We start from the raw sequence: 17,922 nt of genomic DNA on the forward strand, positions 1-17,922 counted from the left end.
CATTTTTGTTTTATGAAAGAGAGATTATTTTTTTTCATTTTTTGCTGGAAAAATCATTATGAATTATTTATCATCATAATCCCATGACACGTTATATTTTTATTACTGGTGGTGTGGTTTCTTCTCTTGGAAAGGGCATTGCAGCGGCAGCTTTGGCTGCATTACTTCGCGCTCGTGGTTATCACGTGCGGATCCGAAAGCTTGATCCTTATTTGAATGTTGATCCAGGAACAATGTCGCCTTATCAACATGGTGAAGTATTTGTCACTGATGATGGTACAGAAGCAGATCTTGATCTTGGCCATTATGAGCGTTTTACTGGGTGTTCTACAAATAGCCAAGATAATATTACGACGGGGCGTATTTATCGCAATATCATTGAACGAGAACGGCGTGGTGATTATTTAGGAGCAACTGTTCAGGTTATTCCACATGTGACAGATGAAATTAAGACATTCATTACTACAGGGAATGAAGAATTTGATTTTATCTTGTGTGAAATAGGTGGAACCGTTGGTGATATTGAAGCTATGCCTTTTCTTGAAGCAATTCGTCAATTGCATAATGAATTGCCAAAGCAAAGTGCTATTTATATGCATCTCACATTAATGCCCTATATTTCTTCAGCAGGAGAATTAAAGACAAAGCCGACACAACACTCTGTTAAAGAGCTGCGAGCAATTGGTATTGTTCCTGATATTCTTTTAGTGCGTACAGATCGCTCTATTCCAGAGGCAGAACGGCACAAGTTATCGCTTTTTTGTAATGTTCGTCCAAGTGCAGTTATTCAGGCATTAGATGTTCCAACAATTTATGATGTGCCTATAGCGTATCATAAAGAAGGCTTAGATTTGCAAGTCCTCTCTGCTTTTGGAATTGATTGTGCTCCTGAACCGGATATGGATTGTTGGAAAGATATTACATATCGGATTCATCATCCTGAAGGAGAAGTTACGATTGCAATTGTTGGAAAATATACTGGTTTGAAAGATGCTTATAAATCTCTTATCGAAGCGATTGTGCATGGTGGAGTAGCAAATAAAGTAAGGGTTAATATTGAGTGGATTGAAGCAGAGCTTTTTGAGAAAGAAGATCCTACGTCTTATTTAAAAAAGGTTCACGGGATTTTAGTTCCTGGAGCTTTTGGTGCGCGTGGTGCAGAAGGTAAAATCGAAGCGATTCGATTTGCAAGAGAAAATAAGATTCCCTTTTTAGGTATTTGTTTGGGTATGCAATTAGCTTGTATTGAGGTTGCACGCAATGTCGCAAATATTAAAAATGCTTCATCAAGTGAATTTTGCAAAACAAATGATACAGTTGTCGGTTTAATGACTGAATGGTTTAAGGGAGATGTTTTTGAAAAGCGCACTGAATTTGGAAATCTTGGCGGCACAATGCGTCTTGGTTCTTTTGTGGCTGAATTAAAAAAAGGTAGCCATATTTCGGGAATTTATGGTACCACAAAGATTTATGAGCGGCATCGTCACCGTTATGAGGTGAATATTCATTATAAAGATAGGCTAGAACAATGTGGGTTGATTTTTTCTGGCATGTCGTCAGATGGTATGTTGCCAGAAACAGTAGAATATATAGATCATCCGTGGTTTATCGGTGTTCAATATCATCCAGAATTAAAGTCGCGTCCATTTGATCCTCATCCACTTTTTTCTTCTTTTATTAAAGCTACTGTGAAGCAAAGTAAGTTAGGGTAGTTCATAAATTTATTTGCTTACTTTCGAGGAATAAAATGTTTAAATCAAACATTACTGTTAAAGTTGGAAATGTTGTTTTTTCAAATGAAGCACCACTTTCTTTAATTGCAGGTCCTTGTCAGATGGAGAGTCGAGATCATGCTTTTGAAATGGCGGGGCGGATTAAAACAATTGTTGATCAGTTTGGTATTGGTTTTGTTTATAAATCTAGTTACGATAAAGCCAATAGAACATCTTTAAGTGCGACACGTGGTATTGGTCTTGAAAAAGCAATAGCTATTTTTTCTGATCTTAAGAAGGAATTTGGATGTCCAGTTCTGACTGATGTGCATACAGAAGAGCAATGTATGGCCGTTGCTTCAGTTGTAGATGTTTTGCAAATACCAGCTTTTTTATGTCGTCAAACAGATCTTTTAGTTGCAGCAGCTAGAACAGGGCGTGTTATTAATATTAAAAAGGGACAATTTTTAGCTCCTTGGGATATGGAAAATGTCTTAGAGAAAGTGACAAAAAGTGGTAATCCTAACGTTATGCTTTGTGAGCGAGGTACTTCATTTGGTTATAATCGTTTAGTATCTGATATGCGTTCATTACCAATTATGCGTTCATTCGGTGCTCCTGTTATTTTTGATGCTACGCATTCTGTGCAGGAGCCAGGTGGTCAAGGGAGTTCATCTGGTGGACAACGTGAGTTTGTTGAAGTATTAGCACGTGCTGCTGTTTCTATTGGAGTTGCTGGTATTTTTTTGGAAACACATCAAGATCCGGATAATGCGCCGTCTGATGGTTTGAATATGATCAAAATTGATAATTTATACAGATTACTTGAAATTTTGATAGATTTTGATCGTTTAGCAAAAAAACAAATTCAATATTGAGTATAGGAAGTATTTTAGCACTATGTTGTTTGTGAATAAAATTAATAAGGATTTTTGCTGGATGAGGGATTTCATATGACTATAATTACAGGTATTATTGGGCGTGAAGTTCTTGATAGTCGTGGTAATCCGACTGTAGAAGTTGATGTTCATTTAGAAGATGGAGCTTTTGGTCGTGCTATTGTTCCTTCAGGCGCATCGAAAGGTGCACATGAAGCTGTAGAACTTCGTGATGGTGGTTTGCGTTATCAAGGTAAAGGTGTTAAAAACGCTGTTGCTGCAGTTAATGGTGAAATTTTTGAGGTTCTTATCGGAAAAGATGCAAGAAACCAAAGAGAAATTGATCAAACAATGATTGATTTGGATGGAACACCTAATAAATCTCGTCTTGGTGCTAATGCTATTCTTGGTGTTTCATTGGCAGTTGCAAAAGCTGCGGCAGAATCATTAAACTTACCCTTGTATCGTTATATTGGTGGTACGCAAGCGCATGTTCTTCCTACTCCAATGATGAATATTATGAACGGGGGTGTTCATGCTGATAATCCGATCGATTTTCAAGAGTTTATGATTATTCCAATCGGGGCTCCTACATTGAAGGAAGCAGTTCGTTATGGTGCTGAAATTTTTCATACGTTAAAAAAACATTTGCAAAGTGCGGGCTATAATACCAATGTTGGTGATGAGGGTGGCTTCGCACCTAATCTTAGGGATGCTAGTCAAGTAATTGATTTTATTTTAGATTCTATAATATCGTGTGGATATAAACCAGGTAAAGAAATTGCTATTGGTTTAGATTGTGCTTCAACAGAGTTTTATAAAAATGGTTCATATTTTTACGAAGGTGAGAATAAATATCGTAATACACAAGAACAGATAAAATATTTGACTCAACTTGTTGATACTTATCCTATTATTACAATTGAAGATGGGATGGCTGAAGATGACTGGGAGGGTTGGAAGTTACTAACTAGTTCGATTGGTAAAAAATGTCAGTTGGTTGGTGATGATCTGTTTGTCACAAATTCAGCACGTTTACGCAATGGTATAAAAATGGGTGCAGCGAATTCTATTCTTATTAAAGTGAATCAGATTGGGACTTTAAGTGAAACTCTTGGTGCTATAGAAATAGCCCATAAAGCAGGTTATCGTGCTGTTATTTCTCATCGTTCAGGTGAGACAGAAGATTCTCTGATTGCGGATCTTGCGGTTGCGACTAACTGTGGACAAATTAAGACGGGCTCATTGGCACGTTCGGATAGATTAGCGAAATATAATCAACTTATTCGTATTGAAGAAATGTTAGGAAAACAGGCTCGTTATGCAGGTAATTTTTATCATTAATGGTTTTTAGCAGAAAGATGGAAAACATTGTATGTTAAATATAATTTACAATGACAAACTTAAGCATTTATAGACAGCATTTTAATATACTGAGTTTTTTGAGAGGTAAGAGTGAGAGGTATAGTTATTAGCCAAGATCAGGGCATTTATCTTGTATCAGGTGATGATGGCAAGCGTTATCAATTTGCGACTTGGGATTGGTTAGGAAAAAATTCACCACAAATTGGTGATTATCTTGATTTTGTATGTGAAGATGGGGTTGCTAAGTCTGTATTTCCGATTTTAAAAAAAGAAACAAAACAATTAAAATTGATGCTTGCACTTATTTGTTGGTTTACTGGTATGTTTGGTATTCACCGTTTTATAGTTGGTAAAATTGGGACTGGTATTGTAATGCTTGTTCTTTCTTTATCAGTTGTAGGATTAGTCGTTACTACGGTTTGGGCAATTATTGATTTTATCTTTATTTTATCGGGAAACTTTACTGATAAAAACGGGAATAAAATTACGTATTAGCAGGTCTTTATTGCGCTAAGATAGTTTAAAGAAGGTAATAAACTACTTGTGTATGATTGTTTTGGTAATGAGGTGTTAATTAAAATAATGCATAGTTAAAATAAATCTTAAAAAAGACTGTGCTGTATGTGGACAAAACAAAAACAGAGATCAATAAAAGCGCGCTTTATATTACCGCTCATAACAGTGGGGGTGTTAGGTTATTTTAGTTATCATATTTATCATGGGAAATATGGACTTTATTCACGTAGCAAGATTAATCAACATATTATTGAGTTGCAAGAAGAACTTCATCAAGTAAAAGCTGAGCGGATATCTATTGAAAAGCGTATTTCTCTTTTACGTGATGGCCATATTGAGAAGGATATGCTCGATGAGTATGTTCGGAAAAATTTAAACTTTTCCAAGCCGAATGAGCTAACAATTTTAATTTCTCCTTCTGATCTGAATGAATTAGAAGTTAATTAAGCTAAAGAGATATTTTAAACAATTACTATAGTATAGTTTGAATTGATTTATAATACTTGTAACTTTTATTCGTAGAGGTTATTTCTAATAATCATTGAAGGGAGTTTAAGTATGGCAGGACGGGCTAAAAAAAGTTCTATGTCGACAGTGTATGCTGGATCATCAGATACTACTAAAACGGCACAGATAGCTAATTTCACCAAAGAAGAAGAAATTGATGCTTATCGTGAAATGCTTTTGATTCGGCGTTTTGAGGAAAAAGCGGGACAATTGTATGGTATGGGTTTGATTGGTGGCTTTTGTCACCTTTATATCGGACAAGAAGCTGTTATTACTGGTACATTAAAAGCAACAAAAGCAGGTGATCAAATTATTACATCTTATCGTGATCATGGTCATATGTTAGCAGCTGGTATGAGTCCACGTGGTGTGATGGCAGAATTAACGGGGCGTCAAGGTGGTTTTTCTAAAGGAAAAGGTGGCTCGATGCATATGTTTTCTAAGGAAAAAAATTTTTATGGGGGACATGGTATTGTTGGTGCGCAGGTTCCAATTGGCTCAGGTCTCGCATTTTCGAATCAGTATCTTGGTAAAGATAATGTGACATTAGTTTATTTTGGTGATGGGGCTGCAAATCAAGGGCAGGTTTATGAGAGTTTTAACATGGCTGCACTTTGGAAACTTCCTGTCATTTATATTATTGAGAATAATCAGTATGCTATGGGGACATCTGTCTCGCGCGCATCTGCAGAGACTGATTTTTCTCGCCGAGGTCTTTCTTTTGATATTCCAGGCATTGCTGTTGATGGTATGGATGTTCGTGCAGTGAAAAAAGCTGCTGACGAAGCAATTGTTTGGGCACGTTCGGGTAAAGGACCAATTATTCTTGATATGCAAACTTATCGCTATCGTGGTCATTCTATGTCTGATCCGGCGAAATATAGGTCAAAAGAAGAGGTAGAGAAAATAAAGTCTGAGCACGATCCGATTAATCAAGTAAAAAATCGGCTGATTAAACAAGGTTGGGCAAGCGAGGATGATTTAAAATTTATTGATAAAGAAGTACGTGCGATTGTAGCAGATGCAGCGGATTTTGCACAAAATGATCTAGAGCCAGATTCTTCTGAGCTCTATACTGATATTCTAGTTTAAAGCAGGGGAAGCAAGTATGCCCATTGATATTTTAATGCCGGCACTTTCGCCAACAATGGAAGAAGGTAAGTTATCTAAATGGCTTAAAAAAGAAGGTGATAAAGTTAGCTCTGGTGATGTTATCGCTGAAATTGAAACAGATAAAGCAACAATGGAGGTGGAAGCTATTGATGAGGGTATTGTTGGAAGAATTTTTGTATCTGAAGGTACTGAAAATGTGAAAGTTAATACTGTTATTGCAGTATTATTGGAAGAAGGTGAAAGTGTTGAAAATATTTCACAAACTTTAAAAAAATCACAAGGAGGAGATGCTGCTACTATGCTATCAATTCCTGTACAACCTATTCCTACAATTGCTTCTGATCCTGATATTCCTGTAAATACGGAAATGATTATGATGACAGTGCGTGAAGCGCTTAATCAAGCTATGGCTGAGGAAATGCGGCGCGATGAGACAGTTTTCTTAATGGGGGAAGAAGTAGCGCAATATCAGGGGGCCTATAAAGTTAGTCAAGGTTTATTAGAAGAATTTGGGGCACGCCGAGTTATTGATACACCTATTACAGAGCACGGTTTTGCAGGGTTGGGTGTTGGTGCTGCATTTGGAGGCTTACGTCCTATTGTTGAGTTTATGACATTTAACTTTGCTATGCAGGCGATAGATCAAATTATCAATTCAGCAGCAAAAACTCGTTATATGTCTGGTGGACAAATGTCCACTCCTATGGTTTTTCGTGGTCCTAATGGTGCTGCTGCGCGCGTTGGTGCTCAACATTCGCAGTGTTATGCGGCATGGTATAGTCATGTGCCGGGCCTTAAGGTTGTTATGCCTTATAATGCAGCAGATGCTAAGGGTTTGCTTAAAGCTGCTATTCGTGATGATAATCCTGTTATTTTCTTAGAAAATGAAATTCTTTATGGTCATCAGTTTGAAGTTCCAAAGATAGATGATTTTGTTTTACCTATTGGCAAAGCGCGGATCCATAAGCCTGGTAAGGATGTAACAATTGTTTCTTTTGGAATTGGAATGCATTATGCAGTCCAAGCATTGCCAGAAATTGAAAAGCTTGGCATTGACGCTGAATTAATTGATTTACGAACTATTCGTCCAATGGATTTACCAACAATTATTGCTTCAGTTAAAAATACAGGTCGTCTGGTAACAATTGAAGAAGGGTATCCTCAGTCATCTGTTGGCACTGAAATAGCAACGCGTGTTATGCAACAGGCTTTTGATTATCTTGATGCACCAATTGCTACAATTGCTGGAAAAGATGTTCCTATGCCTTATGCAGCAAATCTTGAAAAATTAGCTTTACCAAGTGTTGCTGAAATTGTCGAAGCCGTTAAGGCTGTAACTTATAAAGCATAATTAAGGAGAGCACTATGCCTATTAAGATTACGATGCCTGCGCTTTCTCCTACAATGGAAGAAGGAAATTTATCAAAATGGAATATCAAAGAAGGTGATAAGGTTGCATGTGGTGATGTTATTGCTGAAATTGAGACAGATAAAGCGACTATGGAAGTAGAAGCTATTGATGAAGGAACGGTTGCTAAAATTGTTATACCTGCTGGAACACAGGGTGTTAAAGTTAATAGTTTGATTGTCATTTTAGCAGAAGAGGGAGAGGATTTATCTGAAGCTGCAAAAATTGTAGAAGAATCTTCTTCTGTTGAGATGAAAGAACAAGTCGTTAAACAATCTATGGAAGCAGCAAGTGTACAAGCTGCTCATTCATCAACAAACCAGAAATTAGCAAAACAAAATGGAGATAATAGAGGTCTTTTTGCGTCTCCTTTAGCAAGACGACTGGCAGCTCAGGCAGGGATTGATTTATCACTTATTTCTGGTACTGGTCCTCATAAGCGTATCATTAAGCGTGATGTGGAAAAAGCTCTGAATAATGGTATTGCAAGTTCTCATGCATTGCACATCGATCAGTCAATAATTTCAGGTACTTCTGATAGAAAGACTTTGCAACTGTTTAAAGAAAGTGAATATACATTTGCGCCCCATGATAATATGCGTAAAACAATTGCTAAGCGTTTAGTTGCATCAAAGCAGATGGTACCGCATTTTTACGTAACTGTAGATTGTGAATTAGATGCATTATTGGAATTACGTACGCAATTAAATGCTGTAGCTCCAATAGTTGAGATACAAGAAGGTATGAAACCTGCTTATAAGCTATCCGTCAATGATATGATTATTAAAGCTGTAGCACTTTCTTTAAAAGCTATACCTGATGCTAATGTATCATGGCTTGAGGATGGAATGCTGCATCACAAACACTGTGATGTTGGTGTTGCTGTTTCTGTTCCGAATGGATTAATGGTACCAATTATTCGCTGTGCAGAAGAAAAATCTTTGTCAATTATTTCTAATGAAATGAAAGATCTTGCAACGCGTGCTCGTGAACGTAAATTGAGAATGGAAGAATACCAAGGAGGGACAACAGCTGTATCAAATATGGGGATGTATGGCATAAAGAATTTTTCTGCTATTATTAATCCACCGCATGCAACGATTTTTGCAATTGGTTCAGGTGAGAAGCGTGCTATTATTAAGGATGAAGCATTAGCGATAGCAACAGTTATGTCAGTTACTCTTTCAGTTGATCATCGTGCTATTGATGGAGCATTAGCGGCAGAAGTTGCTCAGACTTTTAAGAAGATAATTGAAAATCCATTAACAATGTTAATTTAATTATTTTTAAATATTGCACTTAAGAGTAGAGAGAATGTGATGGAAATAGCAGATCTCAATAGTTTAATGATGGTTTATAACCTCTTTTGATTTCATATAGCTTTTTCTATAGTACTCGGAGCAGTATACAGGGAAGAGGCTTATTTATTTTTGGTCTAAAGTTTGGATAATACATCCATTTTTGCATATATCCATGGAGGGATTATTGTGGCGGGTCTTTATGATGTAATTGTGATTGGTTCAGGACCAGGTGGATATGTAACCGCGATTCGTGCGGCACAATGTGGTTTTAAGACTGCAATTGTTGAACGTGAGCATTTAGGTGGAATCTGTTTAAATTGGGGATGTATACCAACAAAGGCACTCTTGCGTTCAGCAGAAATGAAACATTTTGCTGAACATGCAAAAGACTATGGATTAAAGCTTAATGGTTCAATAGAAGTTGATATTAAAGGTGTTGTAGCGCGTTCTCGTGGGATTTCAGCCCGTTTAAATACTGGTGTTGGGTTTTTATTGAAAAAGAACAAAATTGATATTATTTGGGGAGAAGCGAAACTAACGAAGGCAGCTAACGGTAATCAACCTGCAGAAATTATGGTTTCTGCATCATCCAAAGAAGTTATGCAGCCACAAAATCCAATTCCTAAAGGAATATTAGGGGAAGGAGCTTATCAAGCAAGGCATGTAATTATCGCTACTGGTGCGCGTCCTCGTGTTCTTCCTGATATTAAACCAGATGGAAAACTCATTTGGACTTATTTTGAAGCTATGGTTCCTCCTGCTATACCAAAGTCTCTTTTGGTGATTGGATCTGGAGCGATAGGTATTGAATTTGCTTCTTTTTACCATGATATGGGAACTGAGGTAACTGTTGTTGAAATGATGCCTCAAATTATGCCAGTTGAAGATATTGAAATTTCAACATTCGCTCGTAAACAGCTAGAGAAAAAGGGCATACGTATTCTTACTGAGGCAAAAGTAATTAAAGTTGAAAAAGCTGCTGATTTTGTTACAACACATATTAATGTGAAGGATAAGATAGAAACAATAATGGTTGATCGATTGATTTCAGCTGTTGGGGTGCAAGGTAATATTGAAAATCTTGGATTAGAGGCATTAGGTATCAAAACTGATCGTGGATGCATTGTTACTGATGAATGGAGTTGGACAGGAGTGAAAGGAATTTACGCTATTGGTGATGTTGCTGGTCCTCCTATGTTGGCTCATAAGGCAGAAGAGGAAGGTGTAATATGTATTGAACATATTGCTGGTTTAAAGAATGCTCATCCGTTGGATAAAACAAAAATTCCAGGATGCACATATTGTACGCCACAAGTTGCTTCTGTAGGATTTTCAGAAATGGCAGCAAAAGAAGCAGGTTATGATATACGCGTTGGACGTTACTCTTTCTCAGCGAATGGTAAGGCAATTGCTTTAGGAGAAGATCAAGGATTAGTTAAAACTATTTTTGATAAAAAAACAGGACAGCTTCTTGGTGCGCATATGGTAGGGTCAGAAGTGACAGAGCTCATTCAAGGTTTTGTTATTGCTATGAATCTTGAAACAACAGAAGAAGAATTAATGCACACTGTTTTTCCACATCCAACATTATCAGAAATGATGAAAGAGAGTGTATTGGATGCTTATGATCAGGTTTTAAATGCTTAATGATTAGGTTATATGCAAATTTAGATTATGTGATTTTTCATCAACGTTTTATATCTAAAAGACAGAGGTCTTGAATGGTTACGGTGCTTGATAAAGTTACGAGTAGACGTATGCGGCATCCTGAAAAGGCGCATCTTCCCGATACAAGTATTCAGAAAAAACCGAGTTGGATTCGTGTAAAAGCACCAGTATCACCAATATATAAGGAAACACATAATGTGGTGCGTACCAATAAATTGGTTACCGTGTGTGAGGAAGCAGGTTGTCCAAATATTGGCGAATGTTGGAGTAAACGACATGCCAGCTTTATGATTTTAGGTGAAATATGTACGCGAGCTTGTGCTTTTTGCAATGTTGCGACAGGTATTCCATTTGCAGTTGATGATAATGAGCCCGAGCGCATAGCAGATGCTGTTGTGCAAATGGAGTTAAAGCATGTCGTTATTACATCTGTTGATCGTGATGATCTTTCTGATGGTGGTGCACAGCATTTTGCTAAAGTTATTTATGCCATTCGTCAGAAAGCTCCAACGACGACAATTGAAGTATTGACGCCTGATTTTCGGAATAAGGATGGTGCATTGGAAATTGTTGTTGCTGCTAAGCCTGATGTTTTCAATCATAATTTAGAAACAGTGCCATCAAAATATTTAAAGGTCCGTCCAGGAGCACGTTATTTTCATTCGATTCGGTTATTACAACGCGTTAAAGAACTTGATCCAACAATCTTCACAAAATCAGGAATTATGGTTGGTCTTGGGGAAGAGCGGAATGAAGTTCTTCAACTGATGGATGATTTGCGTTCTGCAGATGTTGATTTTATGACAATTGGGCAATATTTGCAGCCTACACGAAAACATCATCCTATTATTCGTTTTTTAACCCCTGAAGAGTTTGAGTCTTTTGCCAAAATTGGTAAAGTAAAGGGTTTTTTACATATGGCGTCTAATCCTTTGACACGTTCATCTCATCATGCAGGAGATGATTTTAAAGCTTTGCAAAAAGCACGTGCTGAAAAATTTTCCCAATAGAGATAATTATGCCGACTTTTACAACACATCGGCAAGTTGCCTATACTGCTCATGAAATGTTTGAGCTTGTTGCCGATATTGAGTGTTATCCTGAATTTTTACCAATGTGTGAATCTTTAATTATACGTTCTCGGAAGGAATGTGAAGAGAAGACTTTGCTTCTTGCTGATATGACAGTTGGTTATAAGATGTTTCGAGAAACTTTTACAACTCAGGTGTTTCTTCATCCTAAAGAAAATCTTATTGAAGTTAAATATATTGATGGTCCATTCAAATACCTTGAAAATCGTTGGGTTTTTCATGATCTTAAAAATACAAATGCATGTGATATAGAATTTTTTATTGATTATGAGTTTAAGAGCAAAATGCTTGGGTTGGTTGTAGGATCAATGTTTAGTATTGCTTTTCATAAATTTACTGATGCTTTTGAAAAACGCGCACATCAAATTTATGGTTTTTCAACAGTATGATTTTTCAGTGGAGAGCTATGAGAAATATCTAAGAATAAGATTTAAAGCATTTTCAACAGTTTTATGGCGAATAATATTGCGATCAGAATTCTCAAAACGCATTTCTTGATGCATAGTTGCGTGATTTTTATAAGCTGTCGCACAATGGACAAGTCCTACTGGTTTATTTAAATATGCTCCTCCAGGTCCAGCAATGCCTGTTACAGCAACTGAAATTGAAGCTCGTGAGTATTTCAGTCCACCTTCAGCCATTGCAATAGCAACTTCTTTTGAGACCGATTTATATGTTTTAATAAGTTCAGGGCACACGCCAACAAGATTAATTTTAGATTCATTTGAATAAACAATAAATCCACAGTCAAATACATCTGATGATCCTGCAATGCTGGTAAGATTTGCAGCAATAAGCCCTCCTGTACAAGATTCTACAGTGGTTAGGAGCAAATTTCTTTCACGACAAGCTTTAAGGACAGTCTTCGCCAGTGTTTCACAAAGGTATGTCATCGTGGAGTTTCTCCCGGATAAATAACTGTAGTAACTGCAAGAGCTGCAATGCCTTCTGCACGACCAATGAAACCAAGCTTTTCATTGGTTGTTGCTTTAATAGAGATGCGATTAGTTGAAAGTTTGAGTATGTTGCTAAGGTTTTCTGTCATTATATGACGATAAGGATTAATTTTAGGTTCTTCAGCAATCAAAGTAATATCCACATTAGCAATACGGCCATCTGCTTGCTTAATTATATTAATGGCATAACGTAGAAAAACTTCTGATGATACATTTTTCCATTGAGAATCAGAAGGAGGAAAATGCGTTCCGATATCTCCTGCTCCTTGAGTTGCTAAAAGAGCATCTGTTAAAGCATGAAGAGCAACATCAGCATCAGAATGTCCACTTAATTTCTGTTTAAAAGGGATTTTTATGCCACACAAAGTGAGATAATCACCTTTTTCGAAAGCATGGACATCATAACCATGTCCAGTACGGATATCAGGGAACATTTGCGTCCTCTTTTGTAAATATGAATAGGCAGTTTCAAAATCTTCTGGCCACGTAATTTTTATATTATTCGGATTTCCAGGAACCGTTCGCATAGGGATTCCAAACCATTCAGCGATTGCTGAATCATCAGTAAAATTTTGTTGGTTAGATTGTCTTGCTTTTTCATGAGCTGCTAAAATGAGTTCAAATGGAAAACATTGTGGCGTTTGTGCAGTATAAAGATTTGTTCGTGGGATTGTATCTAAAACATGGCCTGTGTTACTTAAACGTTTAAGGGTATCTGAGATAGGAATGATGGGGAGTACACCTTCTCGATGATTAACAATAGTATGTATTTGTTCAAGAAGCTTTTTTTCTACAAAGGGACGTGCACCATCATGAATATGAATATATTCTGGTTTGATATTTTTGAGTGCGTTTAGTCCATGTAAAGTGGATATTTGGCGTGTATCACCCCCTTCAACAATGATGAGGTGCTCTTTCAAATCAGCTATAGCGTTTTCACATATTTGACGATCATCTGGATGGATAACCAAAACGATAGTTGTAATAGAGGAGTGTTGTAAAAAACAATTTATAGTATGATAAATAACCGGTTTTTGTCCTAAAATCCGGTATTGTTTAGGGCCATTTTGTGAAGATCCTGCTCTTTTGCTGCGCCCGGCAGCTAATATTATGGCTGCAATAGAAATATCGAGTTTCCTTTTGAAATTTCATTTTAATTAGTGAGTTGTTTGCTTTTTCCTTTATCAATTTTAAATTGAGGTTGAGAGGATAATAATTGTAAATCAGCAATGGATGTTAATGATAATACATCAAAAAAAGAGTCTAAAGCCTTTTTCAATACAATATTTAAACCACAGAAATTTATTAGTGGACAATTACTTGATTGATTATCGAAGCATTCTGCCATGGAAAAGTTATCTTCTGTTATCTTAATAACATCAGCTACTGAAATCTCTGTTGCAGGTTTGGCTAATTTAACACCGCCATTACGTCCTCTTACTGTTTTCATAAAGCCTGCTTCGACTAATGGTTGAAGGATTTTGAATAAAAAAAGTTCAGAAACAGCATATGTGTTGGCAATTTCAGGAATACGGCTTAGTGCTTCTTGATTAGAGGCACAATACATGAGCATCCGGAGTGCATAATTTGTTTGTTTGGTTAATCGCATTGCAAATCCTATGAAATATCCCCTGAATAATATAACCACTTTTAAAGTGACTATGAAAAATGTGGAAGCTCTTTCTTAATTTTAGATTAGTTATATTTTAAATCATAGTATTGTCAATTTTTGACATAAGGATTTATATGAGAGCAGTAAAGAAAGTATTGTAAGGTAATTATGAATACAACATTCGTAACGAATCCCAAAGGTATAGATCAAAATATCTCTAAAGATGAGTCCCGGCGTTTGAACAGTGTGTATACGTTCTTGGGTGTTACAATTATTGTATTAGCTTTGCTGACTGCTTCTATCTCATTTATTATTCTTATTGGATTAACGCCTATTGTTCCCAATAGGGCTGTAACATTATTTTTTATAGCTATTAATAGTATTTGGATTTTGGGACTTATAGTCATTGTCTTGTATGAGGTAATTCCCATTATTCATGCTTGGAGATTAAGGCGTGCTGGTTCGCGTCTTCATGTACGGCTTATTTCTTTGTTTGCGCTTGTTGCGACATTGCCAGCTGTTGCCGTTGCTCTTGTATCTGGTCCTGCTCTTAATCTAGGTCTTGATCGATGGTTTGATACGACGACTCGACAAATTGTAGGTTCTTCTATTGATTTAGCAAATGCTTATGCAGATGAAATGCTTCAAAATTTAAAGAATTTATCCTATGCTATGGCATTAGCACTGGATGATAAAAGACTTTTGGCACGTAATCCAGCTGAATATCGAATGCAATTGACACGTCATGCTGTAGGGCGTAATCTTCGGGGTGTTTTTTTATTAAGCTCAGATGGAACTATTTTTGCATCAAGTGATCTTGGTGATGAGGAACAGCTCCCTATTCCACCACCTTATCTCATTGGTCAAGCAACCAGTGCAAGGCCTTTCTCTTTTCAGCCAGGAGTTCATGATTATTTTGGTATTATTTTGAAATTTAACAATATTTCAAATACATTTTTGTATTTGGTGCGTGATGTTGATCGAAGTGTTTTGTCTGCCTTGCGTTTGACAGAGGTTAATACAGACCGTTATCGTGATTTGAATGAAAATCGGCTACCGACCCAAATTGCATTTGGGATGCTTTATTTATGCCTTTTTTTAAGTTTATTCCTGTCCGCTATTTGGACTGGTATCGCTGTTGCTGATCGTTTGGTGTGTCCTATCCGGCTTCTTATTAGCGCAGCTGATGATGTTGCTTCTGGCAATATGGAAGTTTTTGTACCAGTACGTGCAAGAGATGGGGATATTGGACAGTTGTCAAAGACTTTTAATTATATGGTTAGTGAGCTTAAAAGCCGGCGTAATGAACTGATTGCAGTTCGTGATCAAATTGATGAGAGACGACGATTTTCTGAAGCTGTTTTATCTGGTGTAACAGCAGGAGTGGCTGGGATTGATGTTAATGGCAATATTACAATTATTAATCGGTCTATTGAAACAATGTTTGGTATTCGTTCTGAGCAAGTTATTGGGTGTAATCTTGTATCGTTAAGTTCTGAAATTGGACAGGTTTTTAAGCTTGCTTGTTCATTAGGGCGTAAGAATTATCGTGAGCAAGTGACTTTAAAAGTTGCAGGACAAGAGCGTGTTTGTAATGTGCAAATGACAATGGAAGAAAATGATGGACAGGAACAGTCATGGGTGTTAACAATCGATGATATTACAGATCTTGTAGAAGCGCAGCGCTCATCAGCATGGGCAGATATTGCCCGCCGTATTGCGCATGAAATTAAAAATCCCCTTACACCTATTCAGTTATCAGCTGAGCGTATTCGTAGACGTTATAACAAAATTATCACACAGGATCGAGAAGTTTTTGATCAGTGTATTGATACGATTATTCGGCAGGTGGGAGATATTGGGCGTATGGTCGATGAATTTTCTTCTTTTGCACGTATGCCGAAACCGCAAATGCGTATTTTAGATATACGGGAATTATTGCATGAAGCCTGTTTCTTGATAGAAGTTACTCGTCATGATATTCATTTTGAGAAAGATTTAGGAAATGTACCGCTGATAGGTGCGTTTGATAATCGTCTTATTGTTCAGGCTTTTGGCAATGTTATCAAAAATGCGAGTGAAGCAATTGATGCTGTGGCGCGAGAAAAAAGTGTTTGCGGTCATATTCTGATACGCTCTTATCGTCAAGAAGAGTGTTTAGTTGTTGAGATTATTGATAACGGTAAAGGATTTCCTAAAGAGCAAAGACATAAATTATTAGAACCTTATATAACAACGCGGGAGAAGGGCACAGGGCTGGGGTTAGCCATTGTACGTAAAGTCATTGAAGATCATGGTGGTTACATGGAATTGCATGATGCGTTAGAAAATTTTTATGAAGGCCGTGGTGCAATGATTCGCATGGTATTTCCAGTCGATAAAACAGAGTATAAAAGCGTTACACAGAGCACAAATCATGAGATAGGTGAGTAAAGATGGTATCAGATATCTTAATTGTTGATGATGAAGCGGATATTCGTGAACTTGTTGCTGGTATTTTGGATGATGAAGGTTATGAAACGCGTGTTGCATGTAACTCTGATGAAGCATTAACACAAATTAGTGAACGTGTTCCAAAGTTAATTTTTTTAGATATTTGGTTACAAGGAAGTCGTCTTGATGGTTTAGCGTTGTTGGATGAAATCAAAGTTCAATATCCTTCTATTCCGGTGATTATGATTTCTGGTCATGGTAATATTGAAACAGCTGTTTCTGCTATAAAACGGGGAGCATATGATTTCATTGAAAAACCTTTTAAAGCTAGCCGACTCCTATTAGTTGCAGAGCGGACTCTTGAAAATTCACAATTAAAGCGTGAGCTTTCAGAATTACGAGAGCGGTCAATTGAAACACCGGAATTACTTGGAACATCTAATGTTATGAAGCATTTGCGCCACGTCATAGAAAAAGTAGCTCCCACTAACAGTCGGGTTATGATTGTTGGTCCTTCTGGTTCAGGAAAAGAGATGGTCGCTCGCTCTATTCATGCACTTTCAGCGCGTTCTAATGGCCCGTTTATTACAATAAATGCTTCAACAATTACTGCTGAAAGAATGGAAATAGAATTATTTGGTAGTGAATTGGAAAGAGAGGAGCGCAAGATTGGTGCATTAGAAGAAGCGCATGGCGGAGTCTTGTATATTGATGAAGTTGCTGATATGCCGCGTGAAATTCAAAATAAGTTTCTTCAGGTATTAACGAATCAGACATTTGAAAGAGTTGGTGGCACGAAACGTGTAAAAGTAGATGTTCGTGTCATTTCTTCTACAGCGCAAAATCTTGAGCGTCTCATTGCTAATGGACAATTTAGAGAAGACTTATTTCATCGACTTTCGATTGTTCCTATTGTTGTTCCACCGCTTTCTGCACGCCGTGAAGATATCCCAGAACTTGTACATCATTTTGTTAAAAAGATATCGCAGCAAGTTGGTATTAAACCTCGTGAAATTAGTAATGATGTTATAACTATTTTGCAAACGCATACTTGGCCGGGTAATGTGCGTCAGTTACGCAACAATATTGAACGCTTATTGATTCTTGTGCGTGACGATGATGGACCAATAACAAAAGAATTACTTCCTGCTGAAGTTAATGATTCTATCCTCCATATTCAAATGGATACAGATAAAAATATAATGGATTTACCACTACGTGAAGCACGAGAGTTATTTGAAAAAAGGTATTTGATGACACAGATTGAGCGTTTAGGCGGAAATATATCACGTACTGCTGAATTTATAGGTATGGAGCGCTCAGCTTTGCATCGTAAGCTTAAGGTGCTTGGAGTTTCATAAG

The 17,922-nt window shown here is 37.1% G+C and carries 16 protein-coding genes; 13 read left to right on the plus strand and 3 right to left on the minus strand.

Annotated elements, in window-relative coordinates; genetic code table 11:
* The first annotated feature begins 83 nt into the window (after positions 1-83).
* The 11 genes from O99_RS06290 (at position 84) to O99_RS06340 (ending at position 11,948) form a co-directional block, all read left to right on the plus strand.
* On the plus strand, positions 84-1,712 hold the full coding sequence (locus O99_RS06290) for a CTP synthase (protein ID WP_035007319.1): 1,629 nt from the start codon (positions 84-86) through the stop codon (positions 1,710-1,712).
* Positions 1,713-1,747: 35 nt separating this feature from the next.
* Positions 1,748-2,590 (plus strand): 3-deoxy-8-phosphooctulonate synthase, encoded by an 843-nt coding sequence (gene kdsA / locus O99_RS06295; RefSeq protein WP_035007320.1) that lies wholly within the window; start codon positions 1,748-1,750, stop codon positions 2,588-2,590.
* 75 nt (positions 2,591-2,665) lie between these two features.
* Positions 2,666-3,934, plus strand: a complete 1,269-nt coding sequence (eno, locus tag O99_RS06300; RefSeq protein ID WP_035007321.1) for a phosphopyruvate hydratase — start codon at positions 2,666-2,668, stop codon at positions 3,932-3,934.
* A 111-nt stretch (positions 3,935-4,045) separates the two neighbouring features.
* The gene (locus O99_RS06305; protein WP_035007323.1) at positions 4,046-4,450 is read left to right on the plus strand and encodes a TM2 domain-containing protein; all 405 of its coding nucleotides are present in this window, start codon (positions 4,046-4,048) and stop codon (positions 4,448-4,450) included.
* A gap of 126 nt (positions 4,451-4,576) precedes the next feature.
* Positions 4,577-4,918, plus strand: a complete 342-nt coding sequence (locus O99_RS06310; RefSeq protein ID WP_035007325.1) for an FtsB family cell division protein — start codon at positions 4,577-4,579, stop codon at positions 4,916-4,918.
* A gap of 111 nt (positions 4,919-5,029) precedes the next feature.
* Positions 5,030-6,070 carry a pyruvate dehydrogenase (acetyl-transferring) E1 component subunit alpha gene (gene pdhA / locus O99_RS06315; RefSeq protein ID WP_035007327.1) on the plus strand — a complete coding sequence of 347 codons (1,041 nt, stop codon included), beginning with the start codon at positions 5,030-5,032 and terminating at the stop codon, positions 6,068-6,070.
* A 16-nt stretch (positions 6,071-6,086) separates the two neighbouring features.
* Complete coding sequence (locus O99_RS06320; RefSeq protein WP_035007329.1) at positions 6,087-7,442, plus strand: pyruvate dehydrogenase complex E1 component subunit beta; 1,356 nt, start codon at positions 6,087-6,089, stop codon at positions 7,440-7,442.
* Positions 7,443-7,456: 14 nt separating this feature from the next.
* On the plus strand, positions 7,457-8,779 hold the full coding sequence (locus O99_RS06325; protein WP_035007330.1) for a pyruvate dehydrogenase complex dihydrolipoamide acetyltransferase: 1,323 nt from the start codon (positions 7,457-7,459) through the stop codon (positions 8,777-8,779).
* Between the two features lie 207 nt (positions 8,780-8,986).
* Positions 8,987-10,447 carry a dihydrolipoyl dehydrogenase gene (gene lpdA, locus O99_RS06330; RefSeq protein ID WP_035007332.1) on the plus strand — a complete coding sequence of 487 codons (1,461 nt, stop codon included), beginning with the start codon at positions 8,987-8,989 and terminating at the stop codon, positions 10,445-10,447.
* A gap of 74 nt (positions 10,448-10,521) precedes the next feature.
* Positions 10,522-11,478, plus strand: a complete 957-nt coding sequence (gene lipA, locus O99_RS06335) for a lipoyl synthase (RefSeq protein WP_035007334.1) — start codon at positions 10,522-10,524, stop codon at positions 11,476-11,478.
* 8 nt (positions 11,479-11,486) lie between these two features.
* A complete protein-coding gene (locus O99_RS06340; RefSeq protein WP_035007336.1) occupies positions 11,487-11,948 on the plus strand; it encodes a type II toxin-antitoxin system RatA family toxin in 462 nt (153 codons plus the stop codon).
* Between the two features lie 15 nt (positions 11,949-11,963).
* On the opposite strand, the gene O99_RS06345 is transcribed toward O99_RS06340, so the two are convergent.
* The 3 genes from O99_RS06345 to rirA are packed head-to-tail and all read right to left on the minus strand — an operon-like array spanning position 11,964 to position 14,124.
* On the minus strand, positions 11,964-12,452 hold the full coding sequence (locus O99_RS06345; protein ID WP_035007339.1) for a CinA family protein: 489 nt from the start codon (positions 12,450-12,452) through the stop codon (positions 11,964-11,966).
* The gene (locus O99_RS06350; RefSeq protein ID WP_078692381.1) at positions 12,449-13,642 is read right to left on the minus strand and encodes a bifunctional 2-C-methyl-D-erythritol 4-phosphate cytidylyltransferase/2-C-methyl-D-erythritol 2,4-cyclodiphosphate synthase; all 1,194 of its coding nucleotides are present in this window, start codon (positions 13,640-13,642) and stop codon (positions 12,449-12,451) included. Before O99_RS06350 ends, O99_RS06345 begins: the two co-directional genes overlap by 4 nt.
* Before the next feature lie 26 nt (positions 13,643-13,668).
* On the minus strand, positions 13,669-14,124 hold the full coding sequence (gene rirA, locus O99_RS06355) for an iron-responsive transcriptional regulator RirA (protein WP_035007342.1): 456 nt from the start codon (positions 14,122-14,124) through the stop codon (positions 13,669-13,671).
* A gap of 171 nt (positions 14,125-14,295) precedes the next feature.
* On the opposite strand from rirA, the gene O99_RS06360 reads away from it, so the two are divergent.
* Positions 14,296-16,560, plus strand: a complete 2,265-nt coding sequence (locus O99_RS06360; protein WP_035007343.1) for a sensor histidine kinase NtrY-like — start codon at positions 14,296-14,298, stop codon at positions 16,558-16,560.
* Positions 16,561-16,562: 2 nt separating this feature from the next.
* A complete protein-coding gene (ntrX, locus tag O99_RS06365; protein ID WP_035007346.1) occupies positions 16,563-17,921 on the plus strand; it encodes a nitrogen assimilation response regulator NtrX in 1,359 nt (452 codons plus the stop codon).
* The last annotated feature ends 1 nt before the right edge of the window (position 17,922 follow it).

This window comes from Bartonella rochalimae ATCC BAA-1498 (assembly GCF_000706645.1).
Lineage (GTDB): Bacteria > Pseudomonadota > Alphaproteobacteria > Rhizobiales > Rhizobiaceae > Bartonella > Bartonella rochalimae.

Excerpts from the sequence above, each read along its gene's own strand:
- pdhA (WP_035007327.1), top strand. The coding sequence starts at position 5,030 with ATGGCAGGACGGGCTAAAAAAAGTTCTATGTCGACAGTGTATGCTGGA.
- O99_RS06325 (WP_035007330.1), top strand. The coding sequence starts at position 7,457 with ATGCCTATTAAGATTACGATGCCTGCGCTTTCTCCTACAATGGAAGAA.
- lipA (WP_035007334.1), top strand. The coding sequence starts at position 10,522 with ATGGTTACGGTGCTTGATAAAGTTACGAGTAGACGTATGCGGCATCCT.
- eno (WP_035007321.1), top strand. The coding sequence starts at position 2,666 with ATGACTATAATTACAGGTATTATTGGGCGTGAAGTTCTTGATAGTCGT.
- O99_RS06290 (WP_035007319.1), top strand. The coding sequence starts at position 84 with ATGACACGTTATATTTTTATTACTGGTGGTGTGGTTTCTTCTCTTGGA.
- O99_RS06320 (WP_035007329.1), top strand. The coding sequence starts at position 6,087 with ATGCCCATTGATATTTTAATGCCGGCACTTTCGCCAACAATGGAAGAA.
- O99_RS06340 (WP_035007336.1), top strand. The coding sequence starts at position 11,487 with ATGCCGACTTTTACAACACATCGGCAAGTTGCCTATACTGCTCATGAA.
- O99_RS06310 (WP_035007325.1), top strand. The coding sequence starts at position 4,577 with ATGTGGACAAAACAAAAACAGAGATCAATAAAAGCGCGCTTTATATTA.
- rirA (WP_035007342.1), bottom strand. The coding sequence starts at position 14,124 with ATGCGATTAACCAAACAAACAAATTATGCACTCCGGATGCTCATGTAT.
- ntrX (WP_035007346.1), top strand. The coding sequence starts at position 16,563 with ATGGTATCAGATATCTTAATTGTTGATGATGAAGCGGATATTCGTGAA.
- kdsA (WP_035007320.1), top strand. The coding sequence starts at position 1,748 with ATGTTTAAATCAAACATTACTGTTAAAGTTGGAAATGTTGTTTTTTCA.
- O99_RS06345 (WP_035007339.1), bottom strand. The coding sequence starts at position 12,452 with ATGACATACCTTTGTGAAACACTGGCGAAGACTGTCCTTAAAGCTTGT.
- O99_RS06360 (WP_035007343.1), top strand. The coding sequence starts at position 14,296 with ATGAATACAACATTCGTAACGAATCCCAAAGGTATAGATCAAAATATC.